The sequence below is a fragment of the Gordonia sp. BP-119 genome (assembly GCF_016924115.1).
GTDB classification, from domain to species: domain Bacteria; phylum Actinomycetota; class Actinomycetes; order Mycobacteriales; family Mycobacteriaceae; genus Gordonia; species Gordonia hongkongensis.
This window is the reverse complement of sequence record NZ_JAFFZF010000047.1, coordinates 1-18,312: the sequence shown is the minus strand read 5'-3', so window position 1 is coordinate 18,312 and position 18,312 is coordinate 1. Positions and strand designations below refer to the sequence as shown.

Below are 18,312 nucleotides of genomic sequence, written 5' to 3'. Positions count from 1 at the left end.
ACCTCATGCGATTCGGACTCTTCATTCCCCAGGGCTGGCGTCTCGATCTCGTGGGTGTGGAACCCGCGGACCAGTGGGGGGTGATGTCGTCGGTCGCCGACCGCGCCGAGTCGGGCGGCTGGGACTCGATCTGGGTGTACGACCACTTCCACACCGTCCCGCTGCCCACCGACGAGGCCACGCATGAGGCGTGGACTCTCGTGGCCGCCCTGGCCGCCACCACGAGTCGGGTCGAGATCGGCCAGATGTGCACCGCGATGGGTTATCGCAACCCGATGTACCTCGCGAAGGTCGCCGCCACCGCGGACCTGATCTCCGGCGGTCGCGTGCAGATGGGCATCGGTGGCGGCTGGTACGAACACGAATGGCGTGCATACGGTTACGGATTCCCGTCGGCGGGTGAGCGGCTGGCGCGGCTCGACGAGGGCGTGCAGATCATGAAGCAGGCCTGGGAGACCGGACGGGCGACGCTCGACGGCAAGCACTACAACGTCGACGACGCCATCTGCGCCCCGCAGCCCACGGCCGGGCGGCTGCCACTATGGATCGCCGGCGGCGGGGAGAAGAAGACGCTGCGGATCGCGGCGAAGTACGCCGACTACACGAACTTCGACGGCACGCCGGACGGGTTCGCGCACAAATCGTCGGTCCTGCAACAACATTGCGCCGACCTCGGACGCGACTTCGAGTCGATCACCCGCTCGGCCAATTACAACGTGATGCTCGGCGAGACCGAGGCCGACGTGGAGCGCAAGCTCACCGACCTCGAAGCCCGGCTGAGCAAGATCGTCGGGCCCGACGCTGCCTCCGGCAGTTTGGGCGCGTTCCGGGGGATGCCCGCGGTTGGGACGCTTGAACAGGTCGCCGAGAACCTTCGCGGGCTCGCCGACGCCGGGATGTCCTACGGGATCTGCTACTTCCCGAACATCGCCGTCGACCGCGAGGACCTCGAGATGTTCGAGCAGCGGGTGATCCCGGCGTTGCGCTGAGCCGCATTGCCCCGCCCGCTGGCCGAGCCTCCTTCCGCTGGCCGAGCTTGTCGAGGTCACCAAGTGGCTTCGACTCGGCGCCTCGCTGCGCTCGGTGCCGGCTCAACCAGCGGGGGTGGTCACCAAGTGGCTTCGACTCGGCGCCTCGCTGCGCTCGGTGCCGGCTCAACCAGCGGGGGTGGTCACCAAGTGGCTTCGACTCGGCGCCTCGACCTCGACGCGCTCCTTCGTCGCTTGCTCGGCCCGGCGGCTGCGCTCGGTGCCGGCTCAACCAGCGGGGGTGGTCGCCAAGTGGCTTCGACTCAGCGCCTCGACCTCGACGCGCTCCTTCGTCGCTTGCTCGGCCCGGCGGCTGCGCTCGGTGCCGGCTCAACCAGCGGGGGTGGTCGCCAAGTGGTTTCGACTCGGCGCCTCGACCTCGACGCGCTCCTTCGTCGCTTGCTCGGCCCGGCGGCTGCGCTCGGGGCCGGCTCAACCAGCGGGGGTGGTCACCAAGTGGCTTCGACTCGGCGCCTCGACCTCGACGCGCTCCTTCGTCGCTTGCTCGGCCCGGCGGCTCCGCTCGGTGCCGGCTCAACCAGCGGGGGTGGAGTCACAACCGGCGCAACCGCTCGGCGGCCTCGGCGATCACGTCGTCGCGTTTGGCGAACGCGAACCGGAGCATGTGGTGCCAGGGTTCGCGGTCGTCGGTGAACACACTGACCGGTACCGCGGCCACGCCGATGCGTTCGGGCAGCGATCGGCAGAACTCGATGCCGTCGTCGACGCCGAGGGGACGAGGGTCGGCACAGACGAAATAGGTTGCCTCGCTACGGTGTACGACGAAACCGGCGTCGGACAGTGCGGTCGAGATCAGGTCGCGTTTGGCCTGCAGCCCCCGCGCCGACTCGCGGACCCAGTCCAACTCGTGCTCCAGCGCGTGTGCCACCGCGGGTTGGAACGGCCCGGAGCCGACATAGGACATGTATTGCTTCGCCGTCCGCGCCGCGCCGACGAGCTCGGGCGGACCGCTCACCCAGCCGACCTTCCAGCCGGTGCAGTTGAAGGTCTTGCCGGAGCTGGAGATACGCAGCGTGCGTTCCCGCATACCCGGTAGCGCCGCGAGCGGGGTGTGCGTCCGTCCGTCGAAGACGAGGTATTCGTAGACCTCGTCGGTGACGGCGATGACGTCGTGCTCGACGCACAGCCGTGCGATCTCGGCGAGGTCGTCGGTCGACAGCACGGTCCCCGTCGGATTGTGCGGGCTGTTCACCACCACCATCGACGTCCTCGGCCCGAAGGCCGCGGCGAGCCGCTCGCGATCAAGACGGAAGCCGTCGCCGTCGGGGACCAGCGGCACGACGCGCCGCACACCCCCGGCCATCGCGACAGCGGCGGCGTAGGCGTCGTAGTAGGGCTCGATCATGATGACCTCGTCACCCGGCTCCACCAGACCGACGACGGCACCGGCGATCGCCTCGGTCGCGCCGACCGTGATCAACACCTCGCGATCGGGGTCGTACTCCAGGCCATACCGGTCACGCTGCTGCCGCGCGACCGCGTGCCGCAACTCCGGCACACCGATACCCGGCGGGTACTGATTGCGACCGTCACTGATGGCCTCGCGCGCGGCATCGAGCATCGATGCCGGCCCGTCGGTGTCGGGAAAGCCCTGTCCGAGGTTCACGGCGTCGTGCTCGACGGCCAGCGCCGACATCTCGGCGAAGATCGTCGTGGTGAACGGACGCAGGCGGTCGACTGTCCGGTTCGCGGATGACATGTTCCAACAGTGGCACAGGTCCTCTCTTCAACGGTCGCGGTGGGCGCTGCGGGGGTGACAGACTGACCCCAGTCGCCGACACGGGTGAGGAGGAGCGATGCCGCGCAATCCCGGCGAGCACTTCGCCGGCTACACCATCATCCGACTCGTCGGCCGGGGTGGCATGGGCGAGATCTACCTTGCGCGGCACCCGCACCTGCCACGGAACGAGGCGCTGAAGGTACTGCCCGCCGATCTCAGTCGCGACCCGATGTACCGGCAGCGGTTCGTCAAAGAGGCCGAGCACGCGTCGAGCGTCGTCCACCCGTCGATCGTGACGATCTTCAACTCCGGTGAGTACGACGGCCACCTGTGGATCGCGATGGAGTACATCGACGGCATCGATGCGCTGAAGCTCTTGCGCCAGAACCCGCGGGGACTCGACACCGCGACGGTGATCGTGATCGTGCGCGCGGTGGGCGCCGCGCTCGACCGGGCCCACGCGACGGGGCTGCTTCATCGCGACGTCAAGCCGGCCAACATCCTGCTGCAGGGCGCGGGTGGTCCGGAGCCGCGAGTGTTGCTCGCGGACTTCGGGATCGCCAAGTCGGAGCAGGACGTCAGTCATCTCACCTCGACCAACGTCTTCCTCGGCACCGTCGCGTATGCCTCACCCGAACAGTTGCTCGGCGATCCGGTCGACGGCCGCGCCGACCAGTACGCGCTCGCGGCCACCGTCTTCGAACTGCTCACCGGGCGGCCGCCGTTCCAGGGTGCCGGCACCGCGTCGATCATCGCCGGCCACCTGCAGGCGATGCCGCCGCGACCGTCCACCCTGCGTCCGGGTATCTCGGGCGATGTCGACGCGGTGTTCGGTCGCGCCCTCGCGAAAGAGCCGGACCGCCGGTACGGGTCGTGCCGCGACTTCGCCGTCGACCTCGAACGCGCGCTCACCGTTCCTCAGCTGTCCAAGGAGCCGACGGTGCGCGCGCCGTCGCCCGTGCCGCCGGTTCCGGCGGCCCCGCCCGTTCCGGTGAACCCCGTGTCCTATTCCCAAGGGCCGCAGCAGTATTCGCCGTATCAGTCGCAGCCGGGGACCTACCCCGGCGGGTTCCCCTCGCAGGGTGGCTACGCACCACCACCACCGCCGAAGAAGCGGTCCGGGCTGCTGATCGCACTGGGGTCACTCGCGGCCGTCCTCGTGCTCGCGATCGCGGCCGGGGTCGTCTACGTGGCGACGCAGGTGTCGAGTGCACCGACCGCGAGTGACACCTCGACGTCGCGCTCCACCACGGCCGCCGGGCCGGAGACCTCGACGTCCGCCGCCGGCACGTCTGCTCCCCGCACCACCGACTCCTCCACGTCGCCGGTCAACGGACCGGGGGACGTGCAGGTCGGCGAGTGCATCGGCATCGCGACCGACTCCGGATCGGCGACGAGCGTGAACGCGTCGAAGGTCGACTGCGACTCGGCCGGTCTCAACTTCTACACCGCCTCGAAGATCGCCGCGTCGACATCGTGTGCGAGCCCGCAGAACTCGACACTCACCTTCCCGGGCAGCTCCGACAAGGTCTGTCTCACGCCGAATTTCTACGAGGATCTGTGTTATCTGGTGCCGCTGTCGGGCGGTTCCCTCGCCGACTACCGGGAAGCCCCCTGCACGAGCGCCGCAACGGCGCAGACCGTCCTCGCCCGTGTCACGACGCGGTCGGATGCGTCGGTGACTTGTTCGGGCGAGGAGACGACATGGGTTTTCTACGAGCCGGAGTCGATCGGGTACTGCCTCGTCGAGACGTGAATCGACCCTTCGTGACGCGCCCTCCGCAAGCTCCGGGCGCTCCTCAGGGAGCAGTGGACGCGCCCTCCGCAAGCTCCGGGCGCTCCTCAGGGAGCACGGGGCAAGTAGCACTTCAGGTGCTACCCTGCAGGAATGAGGACGATCGGTATCCGCGAGCTCAGGCAGCACGCCTCGCGGTATCTCGCGCAAGTCGAGGCCGGGGAAGAGTTGGCCATCACCAACCGAGGCCGCACGGTTGCGCGGTTGGTCCCGGTGTCTGCGGGGGAAAGAAGTAGAGAAGCGCTCATCGAGGCCGGGATACTCGTGCCGGCCCGCAGTGCGGGCGGCATAACCGGGCTGCACCCCGAGACGTTGCCGACGCGCGCGCTCACCAAAGTCCTCGACCAGGTTCGCGAGGATCGTTGATCTATCTCGACACCTCAGCGATGGTGAAACTCGTGGTGCGCGAGGCCGAGACCGCACCGCTGATCGAGTGGTTCGCGCTGCGTCCAGGGGTCCCGACCGTGACGAGTGCGCTGGGACGAGTCGAATTGATGCGCACCGCGTTGCGTGATGGCAGCCCGGGCCTTCATGAGCGAGCGCGTGATCTCCTCGATGCTCTGGACGTGATCCCGCTGAGCGCCGCCGTCATCGACATCGCCGAATCGATCGGCCCGTCCTCGCTGCGCTCGCTCGACGCCTTGCACTTGGCCTCGGCAACCGTGATCCGCGCCGAGATGACCGCGTTCGTCGCCTACGACCAACGACTCACGGCGGGTGCGTCTGCGCTCGGTTATCCGGTGGTCGCTCCAGGCGCCGAGTTGTGACTCAGCCGGCTGAACCCTCACCGATCGTCGGGCCCAGGAGGTCGTCGGCGTCGGTGATGCGGTAGGCGTATCCCTGCTCGGCGAGGAACCGTTGGCGGTGCGCGGCGTAGTCGGCGTCGAGGGTGTCGCGCGACACCACCGAGTAGAAATGCGCCTGTCCGCCATCGCGTTTCGGTCGCAACAACCGGCCGAGCCGCTGGGCCTCCTCCTGGCGTGACCCGAACGTCCCCGACACCTGCACCGCGACCGACGCCTCAGGCAGGTCGATGGAGAAGTTCGCCACCTTCGACACGACAAGGGTCTGCAACTCGCCGGAGCGGAACCGGTCGAACAGGACCTCGCGTTCCTTGTTCTTCGTCGAGCCCTGGATCACCGGGGCATCGAGTTCGCGGCCCAGTTCCTCGAGCTGATCGATGTAGGCGCCGATGATCAGGGTCTGCTGACCCCGGTGCTTGTCGAGGATCGCCTTGACCACGTTGACCTTGGTGTGGGCCGTCGAGCAGAGCTTGTACTTCTCCTCGGGCTCGGCGACCGCGTACTGCAGACGCTCCTCGTCGGTCAGCGTCACCCGGACCTCGACGCAGTCGGCCGGCGCGATCCACCCCTGCGCCTCGATGTCCTTCCACGGGGCGTCGTAGCGCTTGGGTCCGATCAGGCTGAAGACGTCGCCCTCGCGGCCGTCCTCGCGGACCAGGGTCGCGGTGAGGCCGAGTCGACGACGCGATTGCAGGTCGGCGGTCATCCGGAAGACGGGTGCGGGGAGGAGATGGACCTCGTCGTAGATGATCAGACCCCAGTCGCGGGAGTCGAAAAGGTCCAGATTCTTGTACTCGCCCTTCGACTTCCGTGTCATCACCTGGTAGGTGGCGATCGTGACGGGACGGATCTCCTTGCGCTCGCCCGAGTACTCGCCGATCTCCTCCTCGGTGAGCGTCGTGCGCGCGATGAGTTCACGTTTCCACTGGCGGCCGGCGACCGTGTTGGTCACCAGGATCAGCGTCGTCGCGCCGGCCTTGGCCATCGCCGCCGCGCCGACCATCGTCTTGCCGGCACCGCAGGGGAGCACCACCACGCCCGAGCCGCCGGCCCAGAACGAGTCGGCTGCCATCTCCTGGTAGTCACGCAGCTGCCAGTCGTCCTGGGCGAGGTCGATGGCGTGTGCCTCGCCGTCGACGTATCCGGCGAGGTCCTCGGCCGGCCAGCCGACCTTCAGCAGCACCTGCTTGAGGCGACCCCGCTCGGACGGGTGCACGATGACCGTGTCGTCGTCGATGCGCGCACCCAGCATCGGGGCGACCTTCTTGTTGCGCATCACCTCGATGAGGACCGCCTGGTCGAGGCTGACGAGGGTCAACCCGTGCGCCGGATGCTTGACCAGTTGCAGGCGACCGAACCGGCCCATGGTGTCCACGACGTCCATCAGCAGCGGCTGGGGCACCGCGTACCGCGAGTACGTCACGAGTGCATCGACGACCTGTTCGGCGTCGTGACCTGCGGCGCGGGCGTTCCACAGCGCGAGGGGGGTGACCCGGTAGGTGTGGACGTGCTCGGGGGCGCGTTCGAGTTCGGCGAAGGGTGCGATCGCCGCGCGCGCCGCCGCGGCGTCGGGGTGATCCACCTCGAGCAGCAGCGTCTTGTCGGATTGCACGATCAGGGGTCCATCGGTCACCCGCTCCATTGTCCAGATCGCACCGACGATTGTCAGCGTCGGGCCTGCGCTGTGACGCGAGAGACCCCGGCGAAGTCAGAAGACGGGGATGCCGAGCTTGCGACGGACCCGCAGGTCGATGATGTTGAGCCGGAAGATCCCGCGCAGAACGGGTGCCACCAGTGGGTCGACGCGGCGGAAGCCGGCAAGCGCCCGCTGATAGCGGCGTTCGTCGCGTTCGGTCCACCGCCACCGCATCATCGTGCGGAACTCCGGCGGCAACCCGGCCTTGATCGCGTAGGCGAGCGACGGCCCGATCGCGGCGTGGAGCAGCGTGCCGAGCTTTCCGACCCGGTACTCCAGGAAGGACAGGTCGGCGAGGCTGCGGAGCTCGTCGCGCACCGGGTCGTCGATGCGCAGTGAGGACAATTCGGCGTTCCAGTAGACGAGCAGTTCGTCGTAGGTCGCCGGCCACTTGTCCCGGGGAACGTTGAGTGCGGTGCCCAGCGGGTGCGCCTCGTCGAGCACCATCTGCTTCTCCTCGGCGCTCAGCGGACCATAGAGCAGTTCGTACTGGTCGATGAAGTACTTGAGCAGACACACCGCGACCCACAGCTGCAGGCGCGAGTCGTTCCCGCTGTAGCGAACGGGACTCGACTGGGTGGAGTACACCTGGTCGTGGATGCGGCCGACGGCCTCGTGGACGTAGGCCTTGTCGTCGTCGGAGCCCATCAGTGCGACGGCGAGGAACGTGCCGGTGGTGCGCCCCCGTTTGATGGGCCGCTTGATCGCATTGCCCGACGGCACGCGGCTCTCGTGGACGCCGTACCCGACCTTCGGATTGGCGAGCTGCATGATCACGTTGGTGCCGGCGAGCGAAGGCCCGATGGCGGTGACCAGATCGACCGGCCGCTTCACCCGGCGACGCTTCGGCGCGGGTTTCATCCGCGCGACGAGGTCGTGCTGGTAGGTGTCGGCGACGAGGCCGAGATGTTCGCGAGCGGGGAGTTTCGGTGCCGCGGTCATACCCGAGGCTACCAAGGATGAGACGTCTTTCACAGGATGTCTCTACCCGCTGGACTCAGGCGTCGAGCAGCTCGACGCTGGTGAGGCGGTGCAGCGAGAACCGTTGCTCGTCATCACTGCCCTCCTCGACGGCCACGAGCTGGCCGGCGCCGAGGATCTTCGGGGTCACCACATGCCGGCTCGCCGATCCCTGTGCGTCGACGTATCCCACGCGCAGCCTGCGGTTGGCGCGCAGTGCGAGCTGGATGAGCGCAGTGGCGGATTCGCCTCCGCCGCTCGCCCGCACCGGGGTCGTCGTGACGGCGCCGCGCACCGGGGTCGCCGCCGCCGCCCGGTCGGTCGAGCGGATGCGGGTCACCACCGACCGCAGCTGTGCCTCCGACGGCGCGTTCCGGCGTGGCTGGGCCTGCCGACGTGCCCGCGACACCGAAACCCGGCTGCCGCGTTCGCGGAGGTCGACCAGGGCTCCGGACGAATCTTCGCCCGCCGGAGCGAATCCCGCCGCCCGCAGCTGATCGATCACGTCGCGGACCTCCGACGGCGACACCGCGACCGTGGGTGCCAGCGCCCGCAGCGCGAGCGGTTCGGCCGCCGCACTGCGCAGCACAGCCGCCAGCACGGTCGGGTCCTCGCAGCGGATGAACGCCGACGCGACGCCCACGCGCAACTGGCCGTGGCGTCGTGCGACGTCGTCGATGAGATACGTGAGTGACTGTGGCACCGGGGTTCTCGAGTGTTTCGTGAACATCGAGAGCAGTTCGTTGCTGCTGCGGCCCGCGTCGAGCGCACGGCGCACGCTCTCCGGTGAGACCCGATAGACCGACGCCGCACCGCCCGATTCCAGATCGGCGACGAGCTCCACCTGTTCGGCGAGTTCGGGCGTCATCGGGCCGGGGACCGTCAACGTCAGATCGGCCTGGGTCAGGAAGTGGTCCACCGGCTCGGGCAGGGCTTTGCGCATCGCGGCGAGCACCGCCGCGTCGACGTCGGCGGGGTCGGAGTCCGGTGACTCCTCGATGGTGTACGCACGACCGACGGTGGTCAGGGCGTCGTGCGCGACCAGTCCCAATTCCCGTGCCTCACGCAGGGTCTCGGCGACGACGCGGCGGCTGAAGCGCCGGATCTGACGGGGGCGGTGCCAGTGCAGGTTCGCGAGGAGAGTGTCGGCGGGGACTCCCACCGCGGGGTCGGCGTGGGCGAGGGTGGACAGGATGAGCTGACGCTGCACCGGGGCGTACGCGTCGTGGAGGTCCGAGCCCAGCGTCGGCAGCGCGTTGCCGTCGCGATCGGGTTCGCCGACCTGCCAGGCGCGGCGCGGCATGTGCATCCAGGCGTCGGCCAGCGCGAGCCACTGGCGTTCGCGCGGTTGGTGCAACCAGGTGTCGGCGGTGGAGGTGGGCGCGAAGGACTGCTCGCCGGAATCGTTGGGCGGCGGGGGATCCGGGAAGCCCGCGTCGATGAGCCGGAGATAGGCGGCGAGTTCGACGAGGAACGCGACCCGCTGTGTCTCGAGACCGGTCAGCTTCGCCAGACGACGGAGCCCGCGGACGCCGAGCGCGCCGGAGCGGAGCACCGCCGCCGGCGTCGCGCCGAGGACCGCGATCAGCTGGGTGAGGTGACGGATGAGTTCGAGTGCCTCGCCGCCGGCTGCGGCGTCGACCGCCTTGGCCCCGAAACGTGGCTTCGCGCCGGGTTCGTGGAGCGGTGGCGGCTCCAACACGTCTGTGCGCCAAGCAGGTTCCTCGCGGAGCACGGCGCCCACCATCGGCGGTAGCTCGACGGTCTGATCGTCGATGCGCGCGAGGAGGCCCGACGAGATCAGTCGGGCGACCGGGGAGGACGGGTCGGCGTCGTGGGCCGCATCACGACTGCGGCCCAGGGCCGGACCGCGGGCGAGGGTGTGCAGCAGACCGAGGGGTCGCTCGTCGAGATCGGCGATCATCGCCGCGATCTCCTCGCCCGACCGCCCGACGAGCGGACCACTGAGGTGCTTGGCCTTCCACGGCATCGCGGAGTCGACGTGTTCACCGGCGCCGAGGGACGAGTCCTCGCCCCAGAGGATCGCGCGGCGTCGGAGGAGATCGAGACGGGCGCGGACGGCGGCCGCATCGGCGCGGCCGGACAGGGCCTTGACGATCGTGGTGACCGACGGACGCCGCGACTTCTTCGGGCTGCGGCTGTGGCGGGCGGCGACCTCTTCCAGAACCGCGACGGCAAGGATGTCGAGATCCTCGCCGGCCAGGGCCAACGACGCCGCCGACAGGGCCCGTTGCGCCAGTACCCGCGTCCCCGACGGCGTCGGTGAGGCGAGGTCGGGGCGCTCGAGGAGGAGCTCGGTCAGCGCGTCGTCGGAACGCGCCGCCAACTCATCGGCCAGGCCGGTGTGCTGGTCATCCGAACTCATTCGGCCCAGCTTACCGGGGGCTCAGGCAGCGGGGACCGGGGCTCAGGCAGCAGGAGGTCAGACGTCGCCGCGGCGGAGCATGCGACCGCGGGCGGTCTCGAAGTCGACCTTCTGCCCGCGCACCCAGGTCCCCTTGACCACACCGGCGAGTGCCCGGCCGTCGTAGGGGCTGACCGGGTTCTTGTGGTGGAGGCGGTTGACGTCGACGATCTGCGCGGATTCCGGCTCGAAGATCGCGAAGTCGGCGTCGCAGCCGAGGGCGATGCGACCCTTGGTCGGCAGGCCGGCGAGGTCGGCGGGTTTCGACGCCATCCACTCGATGACCTGCGGCAGGTCGATGCCGCGCTTCTTTGCCTCGGACCAGATGAGCGACAGCCCGAGCTGAAGCGAGGCGACCCCACCCCATGCGACGCCGAAGTCGCCGTTCTCGGGGTCCTTGAGGTCGACGGTCGAGGGCGAGTGGTCGGAGACGATGCAGTCGATGGTGCCGGCCAGCAGCCCCTCCCACAGCAGTTCACGGTTGCCGGCCTCGCGGATGGGCGGGCAGCACTTGAAGGCCGTCGCGCCGTTGGGTACCTCTTCGGCCAGCAGGGTGAGGTAATGCGGGCAGGTCTCGACAGTGATCTTCACACCGTCGCGCTTCGCGCTGGCCAGCATCGGCAGCGCGTCCGACGACGACAGGTGGAGGACGTGGGCGCGGACGCCGGTCCAGCGCGCCCGCTCGATGACCTCCGCGATCGCCAGGTTCTCGGCGCCGCGCGGACGGGACGCGAGGAAGCGGGTGTACTCATCGCCCTCGGGGGAGGGGGCCTTGTCGATGGCGCGGGAGTCCTCGGCGTGGACGATCATCAGCGAGTCGAATTCGGCGAGTTTGGCCATGTCGGCTTCCATCTCGTCGGCCGTCAGGTGCGGGAACTCGTCCACTCCCGAATGCAGCAGGAAGCACTTGAAGCCGAACACACCCGCGTCGTGCAGGCCGCGCAGATCGTCCTCGTTGCCCGGGATGGCGCCGCCCCAGAATCCGACGTCGATGTGTGTCTTACCTTGTGCCGCAGCACGTTTCTCGGCCAACGCGTCGACGTTCACGGTCGGCGGGATCGAGTTGAGCGGCATGTCGATGAGCGTGGTGACACCACCCGCGGCCGCCGCCCGGGTGGCCGAGTCGAAACCCTCCCACTCGGTGCGCCCGGGCTCGTTGACGTGTACGTGGGTGTCCACGAGTCCGGGGATCATGACCTGATCGTCGGCGAGCTCGATGACCTCGGCCCCGGTCAGTCCGCTGCCGAGGGGCTCGATCGCGACGATCCGACCGTCGCGGATACCGATCTCGCGGGCCACGATGCCGGCCGTGGTGAGAGTCTGTTCACCCCGCACGACCAGGTCGAACGGTGCGTCGGAAGTAGCGGCCGGGGCATCGGGTGTTGCGGTCATGGGGCGGGACTCCTTGCTGGTGCCGTGTCCGGTGTCGTTCCAGAGACTAACCCAGGTTATTCCTCATCATGGAATGAAGCTGCGTCATTTCGGAACTCAACTCGCGAGTAGGCCGGTGTCGTGCTATTGACAACGGCCTCGATCGTCAGGCTAACTGTCACGAACGCGGAAAATTCATTCCACATCACGGAACTCCGCGAGTGTAGGAGCGCGGTCATCGATGACCGTCCGACCGAAAGTGCAGACATGAGCACTGAGTAGCACACAGCCCCCGTCGACGGACCGGTTTCGGAGGTCACCGGCACCGTCCCGGCCGGGCTGAGTCCGAAGCTGTACAACGACGACCTGGCACCGACCAGCCGCGTCGGACGACGCTGGAACACCTACAACATCTTCACGTTGTGGGCCAACGACGTACACAGTCTCGGCAACTACGCCTTCGCCATCGGTCTGTTCGCGCTCGGGCTCGGCGGGTGGCAGATCCTGACCGCCCTGGTGCTGGGTGGGGTGTTCCTCTTCCTGCTGCTGAATCTCTCCGGCTTCATGGGGGAGAAGACGGGCGTGCCGTTCCCGGTCATGAGCCGCATCTCGTTCGGGTTCCGCGGCGCCCAGATCCCCGCCCTCATCCGCGGTGGGGTGGCGATCGCGTGGTTCGGCATCCAGACCTACCTCGCGTCGGTCGTCCTGCGAATCATGCTGGTGGCGCTGTTCCCCGGCGCCGCCGACCTGGACACCAATCGTTTCCTCGGGCTCTCCACCCTGGGCTGGATCTCGTTCGTCTCGCTGTGGGTGATCCAGGTGATCATCGTCAGTTACGGCATGGAGATGATCCGTCGCTACGAGGCCTTCGCCGGTCCGGTCATCCTGGTCACCATGGTCGCCCTGGCCGTCTGGATGCTGAGCAACGCCGACTGGACCATCGCGTGGTCGACGCCCGATTCGCTGACCGGCGTGGACATGTGGCTCCAGATCATCGGCGGCGCGAGCCTGTGGGTGGCGATCTACGGGACCTTCGTCCTCAACTTCTGTGACTTCACCCGCAACGCGGAATCGCGAAAAGCGATCGTGCGCGGGAACTTCTGGGGCATCCCGCTGAACATGCTGCTCTTCGGCGCCATCGTGATCACCCTCGCCGGAGCGCAGTTCCGCATCAACGGCACAGTCATCGAGTCGCCGTCGGACATCGTCCAGACCGTTCCCAACACGTTCCTGCTGGTGCTGGCCTGCCTCGCGCTGCTGATCCTCACTGTCGCCGTGAACCTCATGGCCAACTTCGTCGCGCCGATCTACGCGCTGTCCAACCTGTTCCCGCGCCACCTCGACTTCCGGCGCGCGGCGCTCGTCGCCGCGATCATCGGCCTGGTCATCCTGCCGTGGAACCTCTACAACTCGCCGGCGGTGATCAACTACTTCCTCGGCGGACTCGGTGCCCTTCTCGGCCCGCTGTTCGGTATCGTCATGGCCGATTACTGGCTCGTCCGCCGTTCGCGAATCGACGTGCCCGCGTTGTTCACCGAGGCACCGGGCGCCGCCTACCACTACCGGAACGGGGTCAACATGCGGGCGATCCTCGCGCTCGTCCCGACTGCGGCCATCGCCCTGGTGATGGCCTTCGTCCCGGCCTTCGAGGTGATCTCGGAGTTCTCCTGGTTCATCGGCGCCGGTCTCGGTGCGATCGTGTACCTGGCGGTCGCCGACCGTCGCGGTCCGTTCGCCGAGGTGTCGGGCGAGTCGATCTCCGTCGCCAGCACTCACTGACCCACAAAGGACATCACCGTGCGCATCCTGGTCGCCAACGTCAACACCACCGTGTCGATGACGGAGGCCATCGCCGACTCGGCCCGCTCGGTCGCCTCCCCGGGGACCGAGATCGTGGGGATCACACCGCGTTTCGGCGCCGACTCGTGTGAGGGGAATTTCGAGTCCTACCTCGCCGCGATCGCCGTGATGGACGCGATCCTCGCCTACCCCGAACCGTATGACGCGGTCATCCAGGCCGGTTACGGCGAACACGGCCGAGAGGGACTCCAGGAGCTCCTCGAGGTGCCGGTCGTCGACATCACCGAGGCCGCGGCGTCGACGGCGATGTATCTGGGACACCGCTTCTCGGTGGTGACGACCCTGGACCGGACGGTCCCGCTCATCGAGGACCGGCTCAAGCTCGCCGGCCTCGACCAGCGGTGCGCATCGGTGCGGGCGTCGGGACTCGGTGTGCTGGAACTCGAGTCGGACCCGGAGCGGGCCGTGAAGGCGATCGTGGAACAGTCCACGCGTGCGGTCAGCGACGACCACGCCGAGGTGATCTGCCTCGGGTGCGGCGGCATGGCCGAACTCGAGGAGCAGGTTCGTGAGGCGACCGGAGTGCCGATCGTCGACGGTGTGCGGGCGGCGGTCACGATCGCCGAAGGTCTTGTCCGAATGGGGCTCTCGACGTCGAAGATACGGACCTACGCCCCGCCGCGGGAGAAGAAGATCACCGGCTGGCCGTTCAACCGCTAGTCCGCCTTCGCCGCCTGCGGCCACCGGGGATCCCGTCCGGTCAAGGCGGCGAGGCGGTCGACGAGGGGTGCGTCGTCGGGTACCTCGACCACCGGCCCGAACATGCCGTCGCGCTCTTCCTGCGGTTGGGGTGGGTAGTGGAGGTCGAAGACGACCTGGAGGATGTCGTCGGAGATGTCGAACGGGATGCCCATGGCACGTGCGATGTCCCATCCGTGCAGCACGAGTTCCGACAGCGCCACGAGTCCCATGATCTCGGCCGGCAGTTCGACACCGCCCGCCCGGGTCATGCCGTCCCAGGCGGCGGGGTCATCCCAGGAGTCGGCGAGGTCGTGGACGTGGCGACGCAGGTCGTCGCGCCACTGCGTCGAGAGCTGACTCTGCGCTGGGTCCGGCGGCGTCGAGGTCAGCGGTCCGAAGTCCTTCCGCGCCGCGGCCGCGAAGGCCTGGGACAGGCCGTCGACGTGGGCGACCAGCGCGGCGAGGTCCATGTCGCCGCAGGGGGTCGGACGGCCCAGGTCGGCGTCGGCGACTGTGGCGGTCAGAGCGAGCATGTGATCGGCGGCCGCCGATATCGATCGTGCCTGCGTGGTGTCGGTGGGCATGGGACTCCCTCTCGTCGTGTGTGCACTCAACAAGGCTGACCCGCTCGACGCCGGTTTCTCATCGGCCGCACCGATGCCCCCGTACGGTGGTCACGTGACCTCTCCGATCCGCGAGTACACGACCATCAGTCATCCGACGCCGAATACCCGTGTCTGGCACGAGATCCAGGGCGCCGGGCAGCCGCTCGTGCTGCTCCACGGCGCCTTCTCGGGTGCATCGTCGTGGGGCGGGCAGGTGCCGGCCCTTGTCGACGCGGGGTGGAAGGTCTTCTGTCCGGAACGTCACGGTCACGGACACAGCCCGGACGTGACCGACGAGTTCCACTACGCGGACATGGCCGAGGAGACGATCGCCTACCTCGACGAGGTAATCGGTGGTCCCGCCGAGATCGTCGGGTGGAGCGATGGCGCGGTGGTGGGTGTGCTGGTCGCGCTGCGTCGGCCCGACCTGGTCCGGCATCTGGTCCTGATCGGCCAGTACTACAACAGTTCGGGCCGGGCGGTCGGCGGCATCCTCGACGCGCTCGATTCCGCCGACGACGAGCTGATGGAGTTCTTCGCTGCCGACTACGCGTCCGAATCCCCGGACGGTGCAAGGCATTTCCAGGTCATCTTCGACAAGACGATGGCGATGATCAACTCCGAACCCGAGATCGACCTCGGTGATCTGGCCGCGATCACAGCACCGACGCTGGTCATGCAGGGGGACCGCGACGAGGTGACGCTCGAGCACAGCCGCGACGTCGTTGCCGCCATTCCGGGTGCCCGCCTGGCCGTGATCCCCGGGACGCACCTCATCCCCATCGAGGCGCCGCAGGCGGTGAACGCGGTCCTCGTCCAGTTTCTCGGCGCGGAGTGAGCCGGAGCCGTCAGTCCGGGACCATCGCCGAGAACGCGTCGGCCAGGGTGGGATAGAGGTCGAGCGTGTCGTCCAGGCCCGTCAGCCGCAGGGGCCGAGTGATGGCGGGATGCCCGCCGACGACGCCGAACCGGCCGCCGGCCGGGGTGACGGCCGCGTGCGCGGCGAGGAGCGCGGCGATGCCGGACGACGCGAGGAAGTCGGTGGCGGTGAGGTCGACGATCAGCCCCCGGGGTCGCTCGCTCACTGCTTCCAGCACGGCCGCACCCAACTGCGGGACGGTGAGCAGGTCGATGCTGCCGTGCACAGTCAGGATTATGAGTTGATCGCGCTGCGTCGAGATCACTGCCAGCGCGCGACCTGCCCGGGACGCGTCCTGGTCATCGTCGACGACCACCGGTTCGAAGCTGTCTGCCCTCATGTAGCCCTGCCTCCCTGTTCGCTCGAAGTCGCCCGTCCGTGAGATGGCAGCGCCTCGAGGTCCGCCTGGTGGCGTCGGCAGTTGGCTTCACCGGTGCCTTGGTGTGTCCTCGATATGACGTTCGGCGCCGTCGAAGACGCGGATGGCTGCGTGCCCCTCCCCGAGCACCGCGACATACCCGGCGACAGCTACTGCGCTGATGAGGAGCAGGTACCAGCCGGCAGCGTGATCGAAGGCCAGCAGGTAGAGCGCGGTCAGTGTCGCGGCGCAGATCGCCGCGGGCGGCAGTGCCGGAAGCCATCGTCTGTCTCGCAGGACGAGTATCGCCGCCTGACACTGCACGGCGATCTGCATCAGGGCCAGGAGCGCCCCGGCGCCGGCCATCCCGAGCAACCCCGGCAGTGTTCCGGTGTCGGAGAGGGCCGCAGTCGCGACGGTCGCGAGAATCGCGACCGAGCCGAGGGTTGCTCCGACCGTCGGGGAGGTGAAGCGCGCGAAGTCCTGGTCTACAGAGTTCTCGGGGTTGTCGACGGAAAGGTACATGACTTCTGTCTAACGCCTGATGCACGTCGGCGGTAGTATGCACAATATTGTCCATATGGACGAGAATGTCCACGGCGATGGCAGGGATGTGCGATGGAGAACCAGGATGATCCCGTGTTGCGCGACCCGGTTCGACGCGCCTACGAGGTGTGCCCGGTCGAGGTGAGCGTCGCCGTGCTCGGCGGTTCCTGGAAGATGACCATCGTCAAGAACCTTCTCGAGGGGCCGATGCGATACGGCGCCCTCGGGCGGGCAGTCGGTCCGGTCACGCCACGAGTGCTCACCCGCCAGCTACGTGAACTCGAATGTGACGGCATCGTGCAGCGCACGGCCTATCCCGAAGTCCCACCGAGAGTTGAGTACTCGCTCACCGAACAGGGACGGGCGTTGCGCCCCTTCGTCACCGCCCTCAACGAGTGGGGTAAGACCTACGCGACCGAGGTGATCGAACCCAAGGTCGCGCAGCGGGAGAGTGCGGCGAGCTGAGTCGAGGTCGCCGCCAGCCGGCGCAGTGTTCCGCGGAACACTCATGACCTCTGATCGAGGGGCGGGAGGAATTGTCGGTGCCTGGCGATACCTTGTTCCGGTACTTCTCGTTCGGTTCTGGGGGTTGCGATGGGGGTCAGTGCTTTTCGTTCCGGTGGAGATGCGTCGTCGATGTTCGACGATGCGGATCCGGTCTCATTGACGGATGAGGTGCTCGAGGCGCGGGTGCTGGGATATGCGGCTCAGATCACGGCGCTGACAGCGGAATTCCTTGAACTGGTGGCAGAACTGGATGAGCGGGAGTCGTGGCGGGGGCCGGGGATTCATTCGCTGGCGCACTGGTTGTCGTGGAAGGCCGGCATTGCACCGCGAACGGCGCATGAGCAGTTGAGGGTCGCCAAGGCGATACGAGAATTGCCGGCGATCCGCACGGCGTTTCGCGAGGGTCGGCTGACGTATTCGAAGGTCCGCGCCCTGACACGGGTGGCTACGCCGGAGCGGGAGGCGGAGTTGGTGAATCTGGCGTTGTCGTGCACGGCGAGTCAGTTGGATCGGGCGGTACGGGCGATGGGCCAGGTCGACCGCAACTGTGGCGTCGAAGAGGAAAGCCGGCCACCGGTGGAGTCGACGGGCCGGTGGAAGTGGAACGATGACGGGTCGTTGTCGGTGTCGCTGCGGTTGAGTCCGTTGGATGGGGCGCGGTTTTTGGCCGGGACGGTGCGTGCGGAGTATGAAGGCACCCGGACCTGCGATGATCCGGATCTACCGTCGGCTGAGAGTGTTCCGCGGAACACTGACGCCGGTTCGGCACCTGAGGATTCGGAGGTGGTTCCGTCTCGGCGTCGGGATCTGTGGCGGCAGGTGCCGTCGAATGTTGCGCCGGCGGTGGTGGCGATGGCCGACATGGTGCATGACGGGATCGCGATGCCCGATCTTGCGCCGGGTGCGGAGATCCTGATTCATGCCGGTGACGGGGTGGAGTCGGCTCATCTCGATGACGGTCCGGCGTTGTCGGAGGCCGAGGTGGACGAAGCCCGGTGCGGGGCGTCGACGCGGGAT

16 protein-coding genes and 1 pseudogene are annotated in these 18,312 nt (G+C 68.0%); 9 read left to right on the top strand and 8 right to left on the bottom strand.

Translation table 11 applies throughout. From position 1 onward, the window contains the following. Positions 1–5 precede the first annotated feature (5 nt). Positions 6–989: an LLM class F420-dependent oxidoreductase gene (locus JW364_RS20785; protein ID WP_205334206.1), complete on the top strand. Its 984-nt coding sequence runs from the start codon at positions 6–8 to the stop codon at positions 987–989. A gap of 592 nt (positions 990–1,581) precedes the next feature. On the opposite strand, the gene JW364_RS20780 is transcribed toward JW364_RS20785, so the two are convergent. Further along, positions 1,582–2,748, bottom strand: coding sequence for a pyridoxal phosphate-dependent aminotransferase (locus JW364_RS20780; RefSeq protein WP_205334205.1), 1,167 nt, complete (start codon positions 2,746–2,748; stop codon positions 1,582–1,584). Between the two features lie 97 nt (positions 2,749–2,845). Here JW364_RS20780 and JW364_RS20775 point away from each other — a divergent pair, with 97 nt between their 5' ends. The 3 genes from JW364_RS20775 to JW364_RS20765 all read left to right on the top strand — a co-directional run bounded on the left by JW364_RS20775 (position 2,846) and on the right by JW364_RS20765 (position 5,331). Continuing rightward, positions 2,846–4,525 (top strand): serine/threonine-protein kinase, encoded by a 1,680-nt coding sequence (locus JW364_RS20775; RefSeq protein WP_205334204.1) that lies wholly within the window; start codon positions 2,846–2,848, stop codon positions 4,523–4,525. Between the two features lie 132 nt (positions 4,526–4,657). Then, a complete protein-coding gene (locus JW364_RS20770) occupies positions 4,658–4,930 on the top strand; it encodes a type II toxin-antitoxin system Phd/YefM family antitoxin (RefSeq protein ID WP_137810537.1) in 273 nt (90 codons plus the stop codon). Beyond that, positions 4,927–5,331, top strand: coding sequence for a type II toxin-antitoxin system VapC family toxin (locus tag JW364_RS20765; RefSeq protein ID WP_137810536.1), 405 nt, complete (start codon positions 4,927–4,929; stop codon positions 5,329–5,331). The genes JW364_RS20770 and JW364_RS20765 overlap by 4 nt, the downstream gene beginning before the upstream one ends. A 1-nt stretch (position 5,332) precedes the next feature. Here the strand turns inward: JW364_RS20765 and JW364_RS20760 are convergent, their stop codons facing one another. The 4 genes from JW364_RS20760 to allB all read right to left on the bottom strand — a co-directional run bounded on the left by JW364_RS20760 (position 5,333) and on the right by allB (position 11,840). Next, positions 5,333–7,000: a DNA repair helicase XPB gene (locus JW364_RS20760; protein WP_321179980.1), complete on the bottom strand. Its 1,668-nt coding sequence runs from the start codon at positions 6,998–7,000 to the stop codon at positions 5,333–5,335. A 75-nt stretch (positions 7,001–7,075) separates the two neighbouring features. Continuing rightward, on the bottom strand, positions 7,076–8,005 hold the full coding sequence (locus JW364_RS20755; protein WP_137810535.1) for an oxygenase MpaB family protein: 930 nt from the start codon (positions 8,003–8,005) through the stop codon (positions 7,076–7,078). Positions 8,006–8,060: 55 nt separating this feature from the next. Then, positions 8,061–10,409 carry a helicase-associated domain-containing protein gene (locus JW364_RS20750; RefSeq protein WP_137810534.1) on the bottom strand — a complete coding sequence of 783 codons (2,349 nt, stop codon included), beginning with the start codon at positions 10,407–10,409 and terminating at the stop codon, positions 8,061–8,063. A gap of 57 nt (positions 10,410–10,466) precedes the next feature. Next, a complete protein-coding gene (allB, locus tag JW364_RS20745; RefSeq protein WP_137810533.1) occupies positions 10,467–11,840 on the bottom strand; it encodes an allantoinase AllB in 1,374 nt (457 codons plus the stop codon). A gap of 246 nt (positions 11,841–12,086) precedes the next feature. On the opposite strand from allB, the pseudogene JW364_RS20740 reads away from it, so the two are divergent. Together JW364_RS20740 and JW364_RS20735 are read left to right on the top strand one after the other, a co-directional pair. Next, positions 12,087–13,598: pseudogene (locus JW364_RS20740) on the top strand (NCS1 family nucleobase:cation symporter-1). A gap of 18 nt (positions 13,599–13,616) precedes the next feature. Then, entirely contained in the window at positions 13,617–14,339 is a 723-nt protein-coding gene (locus JW364_RS20735; RefSeq protein ID WP_068970589.1) for an aspartate/glutamate racemase family protein, read from the top strand. Here the strand turns inward: JW364_RS20735 and JW364_RS20730 are convergent. Next, positions 14,336–14,944, bottom strand: a complete 609-nt coding sequence (locus tag JW364_RS20730) for a TIGR03086 family metal-binding protein (RefSeq protein WP_068970588.1) — start codon at positions 14,942–14,944, stop codon at positions 14,336–14,338. The two genes, JW364_RS20735 and JW364_RS20730, sit on opposite strands and share 4 nt — an antisense overlap. Positions 14,945–15,038: 94 nt before the next feature. On the opposite strand from JW364_RS20730, the gene JW364_RS20725 reads away from it, so the two are divergent. After that, positions 15,039–15,803, top strand: a complete 765-nt coding sequence (locus JW364_RS20725) for an alpha/beta fold hydrolase (protein ID WP_137810532.1) — start codon at positions 15,039–15,041, stop codon at positions 15,801–15,803. Between the two features lie 10 nt (positions 15,804–15,813). On the opposite strand, the gene JW364_RS20720 is transcribed toward JW364_RS20725, so the two are convergent. After that, positions 15,814–16,224, bottom strand: coding sequence for an STAS domain-containing protein (locus JW364_RS20720; RefSeq protein ID WP_137810531.1), 411 nt, complete (start codon positions 16,222–16,224; stop codon positions 15,814–15,816). Positions 16,225–16,311: 87 nt separating this feature from the next. Then, a complete protein-coding gene (locus JW364_RS20715) occupies positions 16,312–16,767 on the bottom strand; it encodes a hypothetical protein (RefSeq protein ID WP_240199402.1) in 456 nt (151 codons plus the stop codon). Between the two features lie 93 nt (positions 16,768–16,860). On the opposite strand from JW364_RS20715, the gene JW364_RS20710 reads away from it, so the two are divergent. Together JW364_RS20710 and JW364_RS20705 are read left to right on the top strand one after the other, a co-directional pair. Next, a complete protein-coding gene (locus tag JW364_RS20710; RefSeq protein ID WP_137810530.1) occupies positions 16,861–17,253 on the top strand; it encodes a helix-turn-helix domain-containing protein in 393 nt (130 codons plus the stop codon). Between the two features lie 171 nt (positions 17,254–17,424). Next, positions 17,425–18,312, top strand: an 888-nt coding sequence (locus JW364_RS20705; protein WP_205334203.1) for a DUF222 domain-containing protein, incomplete at its 3' end; no start/stop codon positions are given.

Excerpts from the sequence above, each read along its gene's own strand:
- JW364_RS20785 (WP_205334206.1), top strand. The coding sequence starts at position 6 with ATGCGATTCGGACTCTTCATTCCCCAGGGCTGGCGTCTCGATCTCGTG.
- JW364_RS20780 (WP_205334205.1), bottom strand. The coding sequence starts at position 2,748 with ATGTCATCCGCGAACCGGACAGTCGACCGCCTGCGTCCGTTCACCACG.
- JW364_RS20775 (WP_205334204.1), top strand. The coding sequence starts at position 2,846 with ATGCCGCGCAATCCCGGCGAGCACTTCGCCGGCTACACCATCATCCGA.
- JW364_RS20770 (WP_137810537.1), top strand. The coding sequence starts at position 4,658 with ATGAGGACGATCGGTATCCGCGAGCTCAGGCAGCACGCCTCGCGGTAT.
- JW364_RS20755 (WP_137810535.1), bottom strand. The coding sequence starts at position 8,005 with ATGACCGCGGCACCGAAACTCCCCGCTCGCGAACATCTCGGCCTCGTC.
- JW364_RS20750 (WP_137810534.1), bottom strand. The coding sequence starts at position 10,409 with ATGAGTTCGGATGACCAGCACACCGGCCTGGCCGATGAGTTGGCGGCG.
- allB (WP_137810533.1), bottom strand. The coding sequence starts at position 11,840 with ATGACCGCAACACCCGATGCCCCGGCCGCTACTTCCGACGCACCGTTC.
- JW364_RS20730 (WP_068970588.1), bottom strand. The coding sequence starts at position 14,944 with ATGCCCACCGACACCACGCAGGCACGATCGATATCGGCGGCCGCCGAT.
- JW364_RS20720 (WP_137810531.1), bottom strand. The coding sequence starts at position 16,224 with ATGAGGGCAGACAGCTTCGAACCGGTGGTCGTCGACGATGACCAGGAC.
- JW364_RS20715 (WP_240199402.1), bottom strand. The coding sequence starts at position 16,767 with ATGTACCTTTCCGTCGACAACCCCGAGAACTCTGTAGACCAGGACTTC.
- JW364_RS20710 (WP_137810530.1), top strand. The coding sequence starts at position 16,861 with ATGGAGAACCAGGATGATCCCGTGTTGCGCGACCCGGTTCGACGCGCC.